Origin of the sequence: uncultured Tateyamaria sp., assembly GCF_947488715.1 — a bacterium.
Taxonomy (GTDB): Bacteria; Pseudomonadota; Alphaproteobacteria; order Rhodobacterales; family Rhodobacteraceae; genus Tateyamaria.
Genome location: NZ_CANLAG010000004.1, coordinates 180,743 through 197,674, shown reverse-complemented (window position 1 = coordinate 197,674; position 16,932 = coordinate 180,743). Strand labels below are relative to the sequence as shown.

Here is a 16,932-nt window from a genome sequence, read left to right as displayed (position 1 = left end):
ACAGGGGCGGTGGGGCGTTCAACGCTGCGGGCATGACACAAGACACCCTCCGCGACATCGAAGAAGAGGCCGATCTGGGCATCATCATGCCCGACGGCACCCGTCTGTCCGCCCGCATGTGGCGGCCCGTGGATGCGACGGACGATCCGGTGCCGGTGATCCTCGAACACCTGCCCTATCGCAAACGCGACGGCACCTGCGGCCGCGATGCGCTCACCCATCCCTATTTCGCGGCGCGCGGCTATGCCTGCCTGCGCGTGGACATGCGCGGCAATGGCGACAGCCACGGGTTGATGGCGGATGAATACACCCAGACCGAACTGGACGACGCCGTATCGGTGATCAAATGGGCCGCTGCTCAGCCGTGGTGCAACGGCCACGTGGGTATGATGGGGATCAGCTGGGGCGGGTTCAACAGCCTTCAGGTCGCAGCCATGGCACCCGATGCGCTCAAGGCGATCATTACGCTGTGTTCGACCGTCGACCGCTTTGCCGACGACATCCACTACAAGGGCGGCTGCCTGCTGAATGAAAACCTCGGCTGGGGCGCCACGATGTGGAGCTACTCGTCCCGCGCGCCCGACCCTGCCCTGCGCCCCGACTGGCGCGAGATGTGGCTGGAGCGGTTGGAGAACGAGCCATTCCTGCCAAGCACATGGCTGCGCCACCAGACCCGCGACGCCTATTGGCAACATGGCTCGGTGATCGAAAGCTACGACACGATCAAGGCCAAAGTGATGGCCGTGGGCGGCTGGGGTGACGCCTACAAGAACGCCGTGCCGCAATTGGTCAACGCGCTGCCGGGTGCCAAGGGTATCATCGGACCTTGGGTCCACAAATACCCGCACTTTGCCGTGCCCGAACCGCGCATCGGTTTTCTGCAAGAGGCGTTGCGTTGGTGGGATCGCTGGCTCAAGGGCGTGGACACTGGCGTCGAAGACGACCCGGACCTGCGCGCCTATGTGATGGACGGCGTACGCCCGGCGCGGTGGTACACCGAACGTGCGGGCCATTGGGTCGGGCAGGCGCAGAACGCGCAGCAGTCAGGCACCACAATGCATCTGAAAGATGGCGGCACACTGGGACCCGACGCGCCGATGCGGACCCCGACGACAGTGGCCTCACCCGCCGATACGGGACGCGCTGCCGGTGAATACTGCGCCATATGGCTGGGCCCGGAACTGCCGGGCGACCAGCGCACAGATGATGCGATGTCGGCCTGCTGGACGAGCGAGGTGCTGGATCAGGATCTGAGCATCCTTGGCGCGCCCAAGGTGCAACTGACCCTGTCGTCGGAGCAGCCGCAGGGACAAATCGCGGTCCGCCTGAACCACATCCATCCCGATGGTGCCAGCACGCGCATCACCTATGGCGTGCTGAACCTCAGCCATCGCGACGGGTCGGCCAACCCCGCGCCAATGCCCGTGGATACACCCGTGGACATCGCACTGGCACTCGACCACATCGGGTATACCGTACCAGCCGGTCACCGCGTCGCGATCGCGATCAGCACGGCCTACTGGCCACTTGTCTGGCCCGCCCCACAGGCCGCAACTCTGCAAATCAATGCCGGTTCACTGTCGATCCCGCATCCCACGGGCGACCAGCCACGGCCAACCTTTCCACCGCCCGATGCGGCCCCGCCATGGCAGACGGAAACCCTGCGCCCCGAGGCCCACACCCGCCGCGAAGAAACGGATATGACCACCGGGATGGTGACGCTGGTGATCGAAGACGACTTCGGCAAGGTCCGCGATCTGGACCATGGTCTGATTTCGGGATCAGTGGCCCGCGAACGCTGGTCCATCCACCCCGACGACCCGCTGTCGGCCCGTGGCACCTGTCACTGGACCGACGAGCTGGAGCGCGACGGGGTCCGTCTGCGCACCGAGACCCACAGCGAGATGTGGTCCGACGCCACCCATTTCCATCTGCGCGCAAGTCTCGAAGCCTTCGAGAACGACAAACGCATCCATCTCCGAGAGATCACCGACGCCATTCCACGCAATGAAATCTAGGTGATACCGCGACAGCCCCGGCCACAACGGGGGGATTAGCCCTTGCGAGCAGGCGGCAAATGCTTAACCTTCGGGCATCACCACTCATAATCCGCGCAAAGACGCGGGACGCCAACCGGGAGACCACAATGTCGAAAGAACTCGAAACCCTGTCCGCACGCGTTGCGGCAGGCACGATGTCACGTCGTGAATTTATGACCAAGGCCGCCGCCTTGGGTGTCACCGCCGCTGTCGCCACGTCGATGCTGGCCGGGACGGCGCAGGCCGCGACGCCTGTTGCGGGCGGCACTTTCAAAATGGGTGTGCAGGGGGGCGAATCCACCAACAGCCAAGACCCCGCCACATGGGCATCCGATGTGCCGATCGCCGGTGGCCAGCTTTGGGGCGAAGGCCTCGTTGAGGTCGAAGCCGACGGCTCTCTCTCTGGTCTCGTCGCAGAAAGCTGGGAAGGCTCCGCCGACGCCAAGACATGGCGCTTCAAGATCCGCCAGGGCATCACATTCTCCAACGGTCAGGCCGTCACATCCGAAGACGTGATGAAGACCATGGAGCGCCACTCCAACGAAGATTCCAAATCCGGCGCTCTGGGCATCGTTCAGGGCATCGAAAGCATGCGCACCGACGGTGACGTGTTCGAGGTTACGCTGGGTGTCGGCAACGCTGACCTGCCCTATCTGATGGCCGACTACCACCTGATGATCCAACCCGGCGGTGGCTTTGACGACCCGACGGCAGCCATCGGCACCGGCGCCTACGTCCTCGAAAGCGACGAGCCCGGCGTGCGCATGGTGGCCAAGCGCCGCGACGACTACTGGGGTGGCGATCAGTCGACCATTGCCCACTACGACACGGTCGAAGTCATCGTTCTGAACGACGCCACCGCCCGGACGGCAGCCCTGCAATCGGGTCAGGTCGACACGATCAACCGGGTCGAGCCCAAGATCGCCAAACTGCTGGACCGCGCGCCCACCATCGACGTGCTGTCGACAGCAGGTCGCGGCCACTATGTGTTCATCGCGCATATCGACACCGCACCTTTCGACAACCAGGAACTGCGTCTGGCGCTGAAATACGCGCTCAACCGTCAGGAAATGGTCGACAAGATCCTGCAAGGCTACGGCTCTGTCGGGAACGATATTCCTATCAACGCGGCGTACCCGCTCTTTGACGAAACCATCCCGCAGCGCGCGTTCGACCTGGAAAAAGCGGCCGAGCACTACAAGAAGTCAGGCCACGATGGCTCGCCTATCATCCTGCGCACCGCTGACGGTGCCTTCCCCGGTGCGGTCGATGCCGCCGCCCTGTTCCAGCAGTCGGCCCAAGCCGCCGGCATCCCGCTGGAAATCAAGCGTGAGCCGAACGATGGATACTGGTCCGAAGTGTGGAACGTGCAACCCTTCTGCTGCTCCTACTGGGGCGGTCGCCCGGTGCAGGACCAGATGTACACCACGGCCTATCTGTCCACTGCCGACTGGAACGACACGCGCTGGAAACGTCCCGAGTTCGACGAGATGCTGCTCGCAGCCCGCGCCGAACTGGACGAAGGCAAGCGCAAGAAAATCTACTCCAAGATGGGTCGCATGCTGAACGAAGAAGGCGGCCTGATCGTCCCGATGTTCAATGACTTCGTCGATGCGGTCTCGACCAAGGTACAGGGCTGGTCCAGTGATCCGAACGGCCCCCAGATGAACTGGTACGCCTTCAAAAAGACCTGGAAAGCCTAAAACGACCACACCGCGCCCGAACATCTTCGGGCGCGGTTTTCGTTTGATCCCTTTCGCGTCCGCACCCCACCGCGCTTGCGGTTGGCCCGGTGCCATCAGGACCCGCACATATGCACCCGATTTTGAAACTTGTCGCAGAACGCCTCGCCCTTGGGGTTCTTCTGCTGCTCGCCGCCTCCGCGCTGATCTTCGGTCTGACCGAAATTTTGCCCGGCGACGCCGCGCAGGCCATCCTTGGCCAATCCGCCACCCCCGAAAGCCTCGCCAACCTGCGCGAGGAAATGGGCCTGAACCGCTCTGCCCTGACCCGCTATTTCGAGTGGCTGGGCGGGATCGTCACCGGCGACATGGGCACCGCCCTGACCAACAAGCTGCCCATCGGCGAACAGGTCGCGCGGCGCATGTCCTCGACCCTGTTCCTCGCCTTCTGGGCTGCCATCATCTCGGTCCCGCTGGCCATCCTGCTGGGCCTGATCGCGGTGCGCTACCAGAACCGCTGGCCGGACAAGCTGATCTCCGGCATCACGCTGGCCTCGATCTCGCTGCCCGAATTCATGATCGCCTATATCCTGGTGTTCTTCTTCGCGGTGAAACTGTTCTGGGCCCCGTCCTTTGCCTCCGTCTCGCCGGGCATGCCGCTGCTGGATCAACTGCACGCCATCTCGCTGCCCGTTGCCGTGCTGACGCTGGTGGTGCTGGCCCACATGATGCGCATGACGCGTGCGGCCATCCTCAACGTGATGCAATCGGCCTATATCGAAACCGCCGAGCTCAAGGGCCTCACGACCTTCACCGTGATCCGCAAACACGCATTCCCCAACGCCATCGCCCCCATCGTGAACGTGGTGATGATCAACCTCGCCTACCTCGTCGTGGGCGTCGTGGTGGTCGAGGTGGTGTTCGCCTACCCAGGCATGGGCCAATACCTCGTGGATGCCGTGGTCAAACGAGATGTGCCCGTGGTGCTCGCCTGCGGCGTGATCTTCGCCGCTGTCTACATCATCCTCAATATCGTGGCGGACGTGGTGTCGATCCTCGCCAACCCGAGACTGAGGCACCCAAAATGAGTTTTGTGGAACAAAACTCATTTCGTGCGGATGAGAGTCTTTGCGCAGCAAAGGCGCGGTCCGGCACCCATTCGCAAATCTGGGCGCACATCAAATGCTAAAAAACATCCCCCTCTCCGCCGCCATCGGCCTGATCATCACCGGCACCTATTTCCTCGCCGCCATCTTCGCGGGGCTGATCGCCCCCTACGGCATGGCCGAGGCCGTGGGCGACGTGTGGGAGCCAAGCTCGGCGCAACACTGGCTCGGCACCGACCAGATCGGGCGCGACCTGCTCACTCGGATGATCTACGGCGGGCAGACCACCATCTTCATCGCCACCGCCGCCACGATCCTCAGCTTCACCACAGGCGCGGTCCTTGGCTTCATCGCCGCCGTCTCAGGCGGCTGGATCGACCAGGTGATGAGCCGCCTCGTCGACCTCTTCATGTCGATCCCCTCACTGATCCTGGCCCTCGTGATCCTCAGCTCGATCGAGGCCACGGTACTGACCCTCATCGTCATCATGGGCCTCCTGGACAGCACCCGCGTCTACCGCCTCGCCCGCGCCGTCGCCGTCGACATCTCCGTCATGGACTATGTCGAAGCGGCCCGCCTGCGCGGCGAAAAACTCGCCTGGATCATCTTCCGCGAAATCCTGCCCAACGCGCTCTCACCGCTGGTCGCCGAAATGGGCCTGCGCTTCATCTTCATGGTGCTCTTCATCTCGACCCTGTCCTTCCTCGGCATCGGTGTCCAACCACCGCTGGCCGATTGGGGCGGCATCGTGAAAGAGAACAAGGAAGGCATCAATTTCGGCATCGGCGCGGCCCTCTACCCAGCTGTCGCCATCGCCACGCTGGCCATCAGCGTGAACCTGATCGCCGACTGGATCCTCAACCGTACCACCTCGCTGAAAGGAGGCCGCGGATGATCCGGCGCTCTTTCATCTTGCCAAATAAACTCCGGGGGTCCGGGGGCAGCGCCACCGGGGGATTGCCACAATGACCACACCTCTTCTCCAAGTCCGCGGCCTGAAAATCGGCGCAACAGTCTACCCGCCCGGTGAAAAACCCCATGACATCGAAATCGTGCACGGCGTCGACTTCGACGTCGAAGCCGGCAAGGTGCTGGGCCTCATCGGCGAATCCGGTGCGGGCAAATCCACCATCGGTCTGGCCTCAATGGCCTACGGACGAGGCGGCGTCGAACTGACAGGTGGCACCGTCCACGTCAACGGACGCGACATCCTGCAAGCCAAGGCGGGCGACATCCGCAAGCTGCGCGGGGCCGAAGTCACTTACGTCTCCCAATCCGCCGCCGCCTCTTTCAACCCGGCCAAGCGGATCATGGAACAAGTGATCGAAGCCGCCGTGCTTCAGGGCAAATTCTCCAAATCAGACGCCGAACAGCGCGCGCGGGACCTCTTTGCCAAGCTGGGCCTGCCCGACCCGGACAATATCGGCAACCGTTACCCCCACCAGGTCTCGGGCGGCCAGCTGCAACGCTGCATGACGGCGCTCGCGCTCTGCCCTGAACCTGACCTCGTGGTCTTCGACGAACCTACAACTGCGCTGGACGTGACCACCCAGATCGACGTCCTGAAGGCGATCAAGGACGCCATACGCGACACCGGCGTGGCGGCACTTTACATCACCCACGACCTCGCCGTGGTGGCACAGGTCAGCGATCACATCATGGTCCTGCGCATGGGCGAGATGGTCGAATACGGCACCACCAACCAGATCATCAACGCGCCCAAGGAAGAGTACACCCAAGCCCTCGTCTCGGTCCGCTCCATCACCCACGAGGAAAAACAACCAACCGAACCGGTGCTGCGCGTCGAAAACATCACCGCCCGCTACAAGGGCACAAGTTTCGACGTCCTGCACAATGTCAGCGTTGATCTCAGCCCGGGCCAGACCCTCGCCGTGGTGGGCGAAAGCGGCTCGGGCAAATCGACCCTGGCCCGCGTGATCACCGGCCTCCTGCCCCCCCGCGACGGGACCATCACCTTTGCAGGCCGCACCCTGACGCCGGATCAACCCTCCCGCAACCTCGAAGACCTGCGCGAGCTCCAGATGATCTACCAGATGGCCGACACGGCGATGAACCCGCGCCAGACCGTGGGCACGATCATCGGGCGGCCACTGGAATTCTACTTCGGCCTCAAGGGCGCGGAAAAACAGAAACGCATCCAGGAACTGCTGGACGAAATCGAACTGGGCAGCGGCTTTCAGGATCGCTACCCTGCCGAACTGTCCGGCGGCCAGAAACAGCGGGTCTGCATCGCCCGCGCGCTGGCGGCCAAGCCCAAGCTGATCATCTGCGACGAGGTCACTTCCGCTCTCGACCCGCTGGTGGCCGACGGCATCCTCAAACTGCTCCTCAACCTGCAAAAGGTCGAGGACGTGGCCTATCTCTTCATCACCCATGACCTCGCCACAGTGCGGGCCATCGCCGACAGCATCGCCGTGATGTACCAGGGCCGCGTGCAACGCTACGGCACCAAGTCCGAAGTGCTCACACCGCCATTCGACGACTATACCGACCTGCTGCTCAGCTCGGTGCCGGAAATGAAACTCGGCTGGCTCGAGGATGTGATCGCCAACCGCAAGATGGAAAGTGCCGGCAACTAAGCGCCTGCGGGACGGCGGGTGGGGCGAATTTGGCGCAGCCAAAGAGCGTCACCCCGCCGTCCCCGCACCCCCATTTGCACATCTGCACAGGTGACCCCGTTCCGGAACACCGCTAGGCTTGGCCCAGAAACCGGGACCCAAATGCCATGACCACGAAACTTCTCCTGATCATCCTCGACGGCGTGCCGCTGCGCAATTTCCGCCGCCTCTTCGGCAACCTCGAAGGGTGGGTCGACAGCGGCGATGCCCAGACCTGGACCCACCGCAGCGTGATCCCCTCGATCTCGGCCTCCTGCTATGCATCCATCCACACCGGCGTCGCACCCGCAGAGCATGGCTGCACCGGCAACGGCAACGTCTTTCGCCTCTCACACCCGGACGTCTTTGCCCAGATCCGCAAGGGCGGCGGCACAACGGGCGCGGTCGCACACTCCTTCTGGTCGGAGTTTTTCAACCGCGCGCCCTTCGACGTGGTCCGCGACATCGAATATGACGAACCGGACAGCGCCTCGATCAACCACGGACGCTTCCACACAATGACGGGTTACGGCCACGCCAACCAGATGACACCGTCGGATGTTGACCTCTTCGGCACGCTCACCAATCTCTGCGGTCGCTTCGATCTCACCTACGGGCTGCTGCACACCTGCACCCTCGACAGCATGGGCCACCGCTTCTTTCACGACTGTCAGGACATGGATGCCGCCTGTTTCGTCATGGATGAAATGCTCGCCCCTTTCATCCCGCGCTGGCGCGACATGGGCTACGATGTCATTGTGACCGCCGATCATGGACAGGACGACCGCGGCCACCACGGCGGGCGCGGCGCGCTGCAACAGGATACCGCACTCTACTATTTCGGGGATGCCCGCGGGCCGGACCCCAGCACGATCATCGACCAGCGCCAACTGGCGCCCACAATCCTCACACTGCTGGGTGCACCGGTGCCGGACACCATGCGCGCGGCATCCTTCCTAACTTGATCCCGCGTCAGGTCAACGCGGCTTTGTGGGCCGAGAATACCTCTTCCAATGCGGCGGCCTGTTGCAGGCCCTGTACCCGCCGGTGCAACCCACCTTGCCCATCAAACAGCAACAGCGTGACATGCGGCGCATTGAATCGCCGGGCAAAGGCCGCACCTTCGGGCGTCTTGATATCCGCCACCAGATAGGTCAGCCCGCAGCCGTCAAAGGCCCGCAACGCGCGGCGCGTCTGCTTTTGCAACGCGGTGCAGGTCGGACATTGCGGATCGTGGATCTGGACCACCGCCAGCGTCCCGTCGCCCACCCGGCTGAGATCATGTTCAGCGGCATAGGTTCGGAACGAACTGATCCCCCAGAACCCGCCACCCAACACCAGCGCCGACCCGATCGCACCGCCGCCCAGAACGGAACGCCGTGACAAACCTGTTTGCGCAGCAGTGGCTTTGGACGCAGGGGCGGCCTTGGCCCGTTTCTTGGATTTTGGCATAGGGCCTCCGATGGAACTGTTGAGGCGCAGTCTACCACCTCAACTGCGCACATCCGCTCACATCTGCGTCAGAACAGGCGTTCCCCGCCCATACGCAAAAGGGCGCGCCCAAAGCGCACCCTTTCTATCGTCTCACAGGTTCCGCACGGATGCGGACGCGGATCACTCAGCGGCAATTGCCGCCGTCGCAGGTTCCCACGGGCGAACGAAATCGCCCAACACCGTCTGGATCGCCGTGTCGCCGTCGCCATTGGCTTCGACCTGAGCCACGAGCCCACGCTTCTTGTCGTCAATCACCGCAACAACCTTGGCGTTCAAACCGGCTTGGGCCAGCGTTGCGTTGTAGATGCGCGTGATCGCCTCTTTGCGCAGGTCAGGCTTGAACACCTTGCCCACCGCCGTCTTGGGCAGTTCATCCATGATGGTCACATGCTTGGGCTGCGCGGCGCGCTCGTGCACGTGCTGCTTGGCATAGGCCATCAGCTCGTCCGGCGTCACAGATGCCCCATCGACCAGTTCCACATAGGCGCAAGGCACCTCGCCCGAATGCTGATCCGGTTGCCCAATGGCGCCAGCAAAGGCCACAGCCTCGTGGCCCAGCAACGCCTCTTCGATCTCGGCAGGGTCGATGTTGTGGCCACCCCGAATGATGAGGTCCTTGGCGCGGCCCGTGATCCACAGATACCCATCCGCATCCACCCGGCCCAGATCGCCTGTGCGCAGGTATTTGTCGTTGTAATAGAGGTCCTTGTTCTTGTCGGCCTCGGTGTAGGTGTTGCCCGGCCAGACACCCGGATTGCTGACACAGATCTCGCCAACCTCTTCCAGATCCGCCTCGATGGGACCCTCGGGCGTGCCTTTGTAGATCTTCACGTCCGTGTAGGGGAACGGAATGCCCACCGACCCGATCTTCTTTTCGCCGTCGATGGGGTTGCCCGACACAAGGCACGTCGCCTCGGTCATGCCGTAGCCTTCGACAATGTCGACACCGGCGGCTGTCTCATACCGCTTGAACAGCTCTTGAGGCAGCGGCGCAGAACCCGAGAACGTCGACTTGACCGTGCCAATGTCAGCATCAATGGGCCGCTGCATCATCGCGGCAATCGCCGTGGGCACAGAGGCGATAAAGGTGATCTTCCAGCGTTCGGTCAGCTTCCAGATGTTGTCGAACACACCCTCGCCCCGATAGCCCTGCGGTGTCGGGAAAATACAGTGCGCGCCCGATGCAACCGCACCCATCAACAGCACTTGCGCCGCCATCACGTGGAACAGCGGCAGAGGGGCCAGAATGTTGTCCTCGGCACTCAATAGCACCGTCGCCCCGACCCAGCCGTTGTAAACGATGCCCGAATACTTGTGCTGCGCGACCTTGGGCATGCCCGTGGTGCCACCGGTATGGAAATAGGCGGCCACCCGGTCTTCCTGCACGTCCTCAAAGGTCAGCGTGGTGGGCTGCTTGGCAACCTCGGCGCTAAAGTCCTTGTAGGTGACGCCAGGCGCTTTCTCCATCTTGGGGCGGATCAGCGGGATGATGAACGATTTCAGCCCCGACACATGGGTCAGCAGATCGACCTCGAGCACGGTTTTGACATTGGGTGCGAGGCTAACCGCCTTGGCGGTCTTTTCGGCGACGTCTGTCTTGGGAAAGGCGCGCAGGGTCACGACAACCTTGGCATTTGTCTCGCGCAGGATCGCACCGATCTGTTCGGCGTCCAGCAGCGGGTTGATCGGGTTCACAATGCCCGCAACCTCACCCCCCAGCAGGGTCAGAACCGTCTCGGTCGCATTGGGCAGGATAAAGGCCACAACGTCCGTCGGTCCGATCCCCATGCTGCGGAACAGGTTGGCCGTTTGCGCCGTGCGGTCGCGCAACTGCGTCCATGTCAGCGTTTCCGCCTTCGACTTGGGGTCCGAAAAGATCTGGTAACTGATCGCATTGTGCGTCGGATACTTCGCCGCCGTGTCGCTCAGCATACCGAAAACGGTCTTGGCAACGTCGCGTTCTTCCCACGGCATTTCGTTCTGAATTGCGTCGCGGTCCGCGATTCCTGCAAACGTCATAGTGATCCTCCCTGATGCGCCTTGAGTGTCTGGCGTCATGTCTCTTCCTTGCGGGACAAGATGCGGTGGATTGACGCAATGTTCAAGGATTCCAAGGCGCGCCCGCGCCGCCCGACGCCGCGTCAGATGCCGTGACCTAAGGTCACAAAAAAGGCGGCAGGCCAATTTGGCCCACCGCCCCACACCGCCATTTTCTGGCGTATTGGGTCAGTCCTGCGGAATACGCAGCACCTGACCGGGATAGATTTTGTCCGGGTGAGACAGCATCGGCTTGTTCGCTTCGAAAATCTCTTCGTAGCGCGCACCGTTGCCAAGCGTCGACGCCGAAATCCCCCACAACGTGTCACCGGGCACCACGGTGTGAAATACCGGGTCCGTTGCACTTGGCACGGCGTCCTCGACCGCGGCCACGCCTTCGACGTTGCCCACGGCAAGGATCACCTTTTCCTTCATCTCCTGGCTGACAGCCTCACCTGTGACCTTGACCGTGTCGCCTTCGACCACGATGTCCAGGCCGCTGTCATCCAGACCCAATTCCTTGATTTCGTCCTTCAGCGCACCGCCGTTCAGCTCCGCGTCATCCGCGCCACCAAACAGCTTCTTGCCCTTGCCTTTGACAAAACTCCACAAACCCATAGCCAACCCCTTTTTCATACATGTTGCCTCGTCCGTGGATCACGGATCGAACATGTGGGTTAAGGGGAATTATTCGGCTGCGATGCCATCTGTGAACTGCAAGCGTGCCAAACGGGCATAAAGCCCGTCTTCGGCTACCAATTCATCGTGTGACCCATGGGCAACGACCCGGCCCTGGTCCAAAACGATGATCCGGTCGGCTTTCTTCACCGTGGCCAAACGGTGCGCCACGATCAATGTCGTGCGCCCCTGTGCCAAGGCATCCACGGCCTCCTGCACGGCCCGCTCGCTTTCGGCATCCAATGCGCTGGTCGCCTCATCCAACAGCAACACCGGCGAATCCCGCAGGATCGCGCGCGCAATGGCGATGCGCTGCTTTTGACCACCCGACAGCATCACGCCGCGCTCTCCCAGCGGGCTGTCATAACCCTGCGGCAGCCCCACGATAAAGTCATGAGCCGCAGCCGCACGTGCCGCCGCTTCGATCTGGGCCTGCGTGGCACCGGGACGGCCGAAGGCAATGTTTTCCGCCGCCGACGCAGCAAAGATCATCGGATCCTGCGGCACCAGTGCGATGTGCTGACGGAACGCCTCGCGCGCCATCTGCGCCACGTCCACACCGTCCAGACAGATACGCCCCGCCTGAGGATCATAGAACCGCAAGAGCATCTGGATGATCGTCGTCTTGCCCGCACCGGACGGCCCGACAAAGGCCACCGTTTCACCGGGCTGAATGTCCAGCGTCACACCGTCCAGCGCATTGATCCCCGGACGCGCCGGATAGGCAAAGCGGACGTCTTCGAACGCGATATGCCCCCGCACCGGCGACGGCAGCGCCAACGGGGCCGCCTGATCCCGCACCGCATCATCCGTCTGCAACAGTTCAACCAGCCGTTCGGTCGCACCTGCTGCCCGCTGCAATTCACCGATGATCTCGGACAGGGCTGCAACCGCGCCCGCCACCATGACCGCATAGATCACAAACTGGATCAGCGCGCCCATGGTCATCAGGTTCGACCGCACGTCATTGGCCCCAATCCACAACACACCCACGATGCCCGCAAACACGAGGAAAATGACAATCACAGTCATCGCCGCCCGCGTGGTGATGCGGCGCTTGGCCGACCCATAGCTGGCCTCGGTCACGTCCGAGAACATCGCCCGGCTGGCCGCCTCATGGGTAAAGGCCTGCACCGTCTGCACCGCGCTCAACTGCTCCGACGCACGCCCGGACGAGGCCGCAATCCAGTCCTGATTTTCCCGGCTCAGCACCCGCAAACGCCGCCCCAGTACAAGGATCGGCACCACAACCGCCGGCACAATCAGCAACACCAGCCCCGTCAACTTGGCCGAAGTCAGCAACATCAGCACCAGACCACCGAAAAAGATCAGCACATTGCGCAAGGCGATGGAAATGGACGAGCCCACCACACTCAGGATCAGCGTCGTGTCGGTGGTAATCCGGCTTAGCACTTCACCAGTCATGATGTTTTCGTAGAAACTGGGCGACATGCCGATCACGCGGTTGAACACCGCCTTGCGGATGTCCGCGACCACACGTTCGCCCAACCGCGTCACCAGCGCGTAGCGCAGGCCGGTGCCAATCGCCAGCAGGCCCGCGATGCCAATGGCCGCGAGAAAATAGAGGTCCAGAACCGCCGCCTCTGCCGTGTCGAAATTGTCCACAACACGGCGCACCGCCAGCGGCAGGGTCAGCGATATGATCGCCGTCGCAATCAGGGCGGCCAGGGCCGCAGCCATCAGCTTCCAATAGGGCAGCAAAAACGGGAACAGCGCGCGCAAGGCTCCGATCCGCTTGGATTTCTCACGCTCCTTGTCACCGGCATTCGGTGGCGGCGGGGCGGTCGTCTGATCAGTCATGCGGTCTCCGTGCGATGCGCGTGGATTGCACTTGGACGCAACGCCGCTGTCAGGTCAAGTGGACAGGGCCGCGCAGGTCGATCAAAGAAACGGGATTTTGGAGCGGGCGGCGGGAATCGAACCCGCGTCATTAGCTTGGAAGGCTAAGGTCTTACCACTACACAACGCCCGCGCAGTGCGCGTTCCATAAGCCAGCCGTGGCACAGGGTCAAGAATGACCGACACGCCTTTTGCGCGGTTGCCGCGTCATTCCTCCGCGGCAAAGTCGACATGGATATGGTTGCCATCCGGATCCCAGATGTTGAACGCAATCATGCCCGTGTCCCCGATCGGCGACTTGCGGAATGTCTCGCCACGATCCGTCAGACGCTGTTCAAACGTCGCCGCACCGCGCGCCGTCAGGGCAAAGTGCTCCATCTTGAGCGCGGTTTCAGACCCCGCGCCGGGATCACCCTCAACCCCAACCAGATGCACCACCACCGTGTCTCCGGCATATAGCCACACACCCGGCACATCGAAGTCAGGCCGGTGTCCGTTCCGCAGTCCCAGTACATCCACGTACCACGCCGTCATGTGGTCCAGTTGCGACGTGCGCAGGTTCACATGGTCCAGTCGTTCGATCTGCATGGGGCCGTTTCCTTTGATCCGGGGATGTGCGCCATCTTGGAACCTGCGCCCCGAGGCGTCAAACCGATATCCCCGCGCGCAGACCCTGTGGCGCTCTGGCTGCGCGGCGGGCGGTCTTCGAGCAGGATGCGTTCGGCATCACCCGCAGGATCGTCGTATTGGTCGTGGCGCAGGGTCCAGACAAACGCGGCCAGCGCGCCCAGCCCCAGGCACAGCGAACACGGCACCAGAATGATCAGGATATTCATCGTTTCACCTCGTTCTCAGCGCGTTCAATGTGACCGTCAGCGAGCTTGAGGACATCGCAAGGGCTGCCATCAGTGGTGACGCAAAACCCATAAGAGATAACGGAATGGCCACGGCATTGTACCCCGCCGCCAGCGCAAAGTTCTCCAGAATGCGCCGCCGCGCACTGCGCGCGATGCGCAGGACCAGCGGCACGCCCAGCATCTTTTGACCCAACAGGACCACATCCGCCGCGTTCTGGCTCGCCTCCAGCGCGGTGCCCGGCGCGATGGACGCCCACGCCTCGGTCAAAGCCAGCGTGTCGTTCAACCCGTCGCCGATCATCAGAACCTTGGCGCCACCCGCCTGTAGCGACTGGATCAGCGCCTGTTTGTCCTCTGGCCCGACACCGGCATGCACCTGCCTCACCTCAAGCGTCGCGGCGACACGTTGCGCGTTGCGCGCTGTGTCACCCGTCAGGATATGCACGTCCAACCCCATCGCCCGCAGCGCGTCCAGCGCCTGTGCGGCATCCGTCACCGCCTGCTCGCGCCGCGCCAGCGGATAGATGCAGTCCCCAACCTGCAGCACGGTGCCTTGCCCGTCTCCGGTCAGCCAATCGGCGGCACCCAGCCCCACGGGCTGACCCCGCCACACGCCGCGCAGGCCGCGCCCTCGTGTCTCGTCCACGTCCTCGATGGCGGCGGCGCGCACATCCGACAGCGGCCCCAACACGCTACGGCTGAGCGGGTGACGGGATGCCTCGGCCAACCCCTTCAGCACCGCGCGCGCCTCATCGGACAGGTCCACCGGCGGCACCAACGCGCTGTCACTCAGCGTGCCGGTCTTGTCGAAAACCACCGTGTCGACCTCTGCCAACCGCTCCAGCGCGGTCTCGGATTTCACCAGAACGCCCGCCCGGAAAAGCCGCCCCGTGGCCACCGTCGCCACCGCAGGCACCGCAAGACCCAGCGCGCAGGGGCACGTGATGATCAGCGTCGCAATCGCAATGGTCAGCGCGTGATAGGCATCCCCCGACCCCCACCACCAGCCCAGAAACGCCGCCAGCGAAAGCCCGTGGACCAGCGGCGCATAGACCCCGGCCGCACGGGTGGCGAGGCTGGTGTAGCGGCTGCGCGCACCCTCCGCCGACGCCGCCAATTCCACCAAACGGCGCAGCGTGGACCCCTTGGCATCCACCCGCGCCTGCATGGTGACCGGGCCAGTCAACACAACCTCCCCCGCCGTCAGCACAGCCCGCTGCCCCACGGCCACCGGATCGCTTTCGCCGGTCAGCGCACTGCGATCCACCTGCGCAGTTGCCGCCTGTAGCACACCATCGACCGGCACCCGGCTGCCCGCCGCCAACCACAACACGTCACCCACGCGGACCTCTTCGACCGACGCACTTTGGTGGCCCTGACCCGTGACCCGCGTCACACGGTGCGGCTCCAGCGCGGCCAGATCCGCCGCTGCCGAGCGCGCCGCCCGCCGCATCCGAGTCTCAAGCACCCGCCCCCCCAGCAGGAAAAACGTCAGCGACAGCGCCGCATCGAAATAGGCATGCGCCCCCCCCGTCATCGTCTCATAGAGCGACAGACCACAGGCCAGCACAATCGCCAGCGAGATCGGCACATCCATGTTCAGCCGCCCCACCCGTAGCGCCCGCCAGGCCGAGCGGAAAAACGGGTCGGCACAATAAATCGCAGCAGGCATCGCAATGGTGGCGGCGATCCAGTGCATGAAATCCCGCGTGCTGTCGCTGGCCCCCGACCACACCGCAACGGACAACAACATCACGTTCATCATCGCAAACCCCGCCACCCCAAGGCGCAGGATTAGCCCATCGTCCTCTGTCTGGACCTCACCGGGCCGGGCCTCATGCGCCTCGAATCCGATGTTTGCAAGGGCCGAGATCCACGGTGTGGGATCGGCCCCCGGTGTCGCAGTGATGGCGACCCGTCTGGCACTCAGGTTCACACGTGCCGCGACGATGTCGTCACGCGCGCCCAGCGCCTGTTCCACCGCCTGAATACAGGCCGAACAATGGATCGTCGGCAGCACAAGCATATGCGTAGGCATGCCCGCAGGCGCGCGATTCTCGGCCATGGGCGCACCCGCAATGCAGCCCGGACAGGCGGCCATGGTCATGCCGGCACCCGCAACACGATGCGCTGACGAAACCGCGTGCCATCCGGCGCCACGGCCTCAAGCCGCAGGTTCCAGTTGCCGGGCGCCAGTTCTGGAATATCGGCCACGAACCGCAGGCCATCATGGCGGAAGACCGGCGTGATATCGGCCCCCACATGGGTCGCGCGCCCCAGCGTGGCCGCCGTCACATGCGGCACCACCGGCCCCACTGCATCATCGATAGACAGCAGCAGCGCACCGCCCCCGACCTCGGCCCGCACGTCCCAGCCCAGCGCCTCTTGCGCGGCGCGGTCCGCCTCGAACGCCTGGCTCACCACATAGGAATTGCGCGTCTCCAATCCCGGAAAGGTTGCGACCGCCTGAAAGGCCAGCGTCAGGTTGACCCCGATGATCACCGCAAACGCGCTGCCAAAAATCGCCAGCACATGCCAGCCGTTAAGCTCCCGGATCATCT

At 63.4% G+C, this 16,932-nt stretch carries 14 protein-coding genes and 1 tRNA gene; 6 read left to right on the top strand and 9 right to left on the bottom strand.

The annotated features are described in order from the left end of the window. Window positions 1-32: 32 nt before the first annotated feature. The 6 genes from Q0936_RS11405 (at window position 33) to Q0936_RS11380 (ending at window position 8,410) form a co-directional block, all read left to right on the top strand. Window positions 33-2,018: a CocE/NonD family hydrolase gene (locus Q0936_RS11405; protein WP_299292698.1), complete on the top strand. Its 1,986-nt coding sequence runs from the start codon at window positions 33-35 to the stop codon at window positions 2,016-2,018. A gap of 128 nt (window positions 2,019-2,146) precedes the next feature. Next, complete coding sequence (locus Q0936_RS11400; protein WP_299292696.1) at window positions 2,147-3,742, top strand: ABC transporter substrate-binding protein; 1,596 nt, start codon at window positions 2,147-2,149, stop codon at window positions 3,740-3,742. Between the two features lie 110 nt (window positions 3,743-3,852). Next, window positions 3,853-4,809 carry an ABC transporter permease gene (locus tag Q0936_RS11395; RefSeq protein WP_299165459.1) on the top strand — a complete coding sequence of 319 codons (957 nt, stop codon included), beginning with the start codon at window positions 3,853-3,855 and terminating at the stop codon, window positions 4,807-4,809. Between the two features lie 94 nt (window positions 4,810-4,903). Continuing rightward, window positions 4,904-5,722 (top strand): ABC transporter permease, encoded by an 819-nt coding sequence (locus tag Q0936_RS11390; protein ID WP_299292694.1) that lies wholly within the window; start codon window positions 4,904-4,906, stop codon window positions 5,720-5,722. 70 nt (window positions 5,723-5,792) lie between these two features. Continuing rightward, a complete protein-coding gene (locus Q0936_RS11385) occupies window positions 5,793-7,427 on the top strand; it encodes an ABC transporter ATP-binding protein (protein ID WP_299292692.1) in 1,635 nt (544 codons plus the stop codon). A 146-nt stretch (window positions 7,428-7,573) separates the two neighbouring features. After that, window positions 7,574-8,410 (top strand): alkaline phosphatase family protein, encoded by an 837-nt coding sequence (locus Q0936_RS11380; RefSeq protein WP_299292690.1) that lies wholly within the window; start codon window positions 7,574-7,576, stop codon window positions 8,408-8,410. Between the two features lie 7 nt (window positions 8,411-8,417). On the opposite strand, the gene Q0936_RS11375 is transcribed toward Q0936_RS11380, so the two are convergent. The 9 genes from Q0936_RS11375 to Q0936_RS11335 form a co-directional block, all read right to left on the bottom strand. Further along, the gene (locus Q0936_RS11375; protein WP_299292688.1) at window positions 8,418-8,897 is read right to left on the bottom strand and encodes a hypothetical protein; all 480 of its coding nucleotides are present in this window, start codon (window positions 8,895-8,897) and stop codon (window positions 8,418-8,420) included. 162 nt (window positions 8,898-9,059) lie between these two features. Beyond that, complete coding sequence (locus Q0936_RS11370) at window positions 9,060-10,958, bottom strand: acyl-CoA synthetase (RefSeq protein WP_299292686.1); 1,899 nt, start codon at window positions 10,956-10,958, stop codon at window positions 9,060-9,062. 207 nt (window positions 10,959-11,165) lie between these two features. Next, entirely contained in the window at window positions 11,166-11,594 is a 429-nt protein-coding gene (lysM, locus tag Q0936_RS11365; RefSeq protein WP_299144404.1) for a peptidoglycan-binding protein LysM, read from the bottom strand. 69 nt (window positions 11,595-11,663) lie between these two features. Then, window positions 11,664-13,475 carry an ABC transporter transmembrane domain-containing protein gene (locus tag Q0936_RS11360; RefSeq protein WP_299144401.1) on the bottom strand — a complete coding sequence of 604 codons (1,812 nt, stop codon included), beginning with the start codon at window positions 13,473-13,475 and terminating at the stop codon, window positions 11,664-11,666. A gap of 98 nt (window positions 13,476-13,573) precedes the next feature. Next, window positions 13,574-13,647: transfer RNA gene (locus tag Q0936_RS11355), tRNA-Gly, on the bottom strand. Between the two features lie 74 nt (window positions 13,648-13,721). Next, window positions 13,722-14,102, bottom strand: coding sequence for a VOC family protein (locus Q0936_RS11350; RefSeq protein ID WP_299292684.1), 381 nt, complete (start codon window positions 14,100-14,102; stop codon window positions 13,722-13,724). After that, window positions 14,075-14,350 carry a cbb3-type cytochrome oxidase assembly protein CcoS gene (gene ccoS, locus Q0936_RS20375; RefSeq protein WP_363323267.1) on the bottom strand — a complete coding sequence of 92 codons (276 nt, stop codon included), beginning with the start codon at window positions 14,348-14,350 and terminating at the stop codon, window positions 14,075-14,077. Before ccoS ends, Q0936_RS11350 begins: the two co-directional genes overlap by 28 nt. A gap of 4 nt (window positions 14,351-14,354) precedes the next feature. Beyond that, on the bottom strand, window positions 14,355-16,478 hold the full coding sequence (locus Q0936_RS11340) for a heavy metal translocating P-type ATPase (protein ID WP_299292682.1): 2,124 nt from the start codon (window positions 16,476-16,478) through the stop codon (window positions 14,355-14,357). Next, window positions 16,475-16,930, bottom strand: coding sequence for a FixH family protein (locus Q0936_RS11335; protein ID WP_299292680.1), 456 nt, complete (start codon window positions 16,928-16,930; stop codon window positions 16,475-16,477). Before Q0936_RS11335 ends, Q0936_RS11340 begins: the two co-directional genes overlap by 4 nt. Between the last annotated feature and the right edge of the window lie 2 nt (window positions 16,931-16,932).

Coding starts and splice junctions, on each gene's coding strand:
- Q0936_RS11405 (WP_299292698.1), top strand. CDS start 33: ATGACACAAGACACCCTCCGCGACATCGAAGAAGAGGCCGATCTGGGC.
- Q0936_RS11400 (WP_299292696.1), top strand. CDS start 2,147: ATGTCGAAAGAACTCGAAACCCTGTCCGCACGCGTTGCGGCAGGCACG.
- Q0936_RS11395 (WP_299165459.1), top strand. CDS start 3,853: ATGCACCCGATTTTGAAACTTGTCGCAGAACGCCTCGCCCTTGGGGTT.
- Q0936_RS11390 (WP_299292694.1), top strand. CDS start 4,904: ATGCTAAAAAACATCCCCCTCTCCGCCGCCATCGGCCTGATCATCACC.
- Q0936_RS11385 (WP_299292692.1), top strand. CDS start 5,793: ATGACCACACCTCTTCTCCAAGTCCGCGGCCTGAAAATCGGCGCAACA.
- Q0936_RS11380 (WP_299292690.1), top strand. CDS start 7,574: ATGACCACGAAACTTCTCCTGATCATCCTCGACGGCGTGCCGCTGCGC.
- Q0936_RS11375 (WP_299292688.1), bottom strand. CDS start 8,897: ATGCCAAAATCCAAGAAACGGGCCAAGGCCGCCCCTGCGTCCAAAGCC.
- Q0936_RS11370 (WP_299292686.1), bottom strand. CDS start 10,958: ATGACGTTTGCAGGAATCGCGGACCGCGACGCAATTCAGAACGAAATG.
- lysM (WP_299144404.1), bottom strand. CDS start 11,594: ATGGGTTTGTGGAGTTTTGTCAAAGGCAAGGGCAAGAAGCTGTTTGGT.
- Q0936_RS11360 (WP_299144401.1), bottom strand. CDS start 13,475: ATGACTGATCAGACGACCGCCCCGCCGCCACCGAATGCCGGTGACAAG.
- Q0936_RS11350 (WP_299292684.1), bottom strand. CDS start 14,102: ATGCAGATCGAACGACTGGACCATGTGAACCTGCGCACGTCGCAACTG.
- ccoS (WP_363323267.1), bottom strand. CDS start 14,350: ATGAATATCCTGATCATTCTGGTGCCGTGTTCGCTGTGCCTGGGGCTG.
- Q0936_RS11340 (WP_299292682.1), bottom strand. CDS start 16,478: ATGACCATGGCCGCCTGTCCGGGCTGCATTGCGGGTGCGCCCATGGCC.
- Q0936_RS11335 (WP_299292680.1), bottom strand. CDS start 16,930: ATGATCCGGGAGCTTAACGGCTGGCATGTGCTGGCGATTTTTGGCAGC.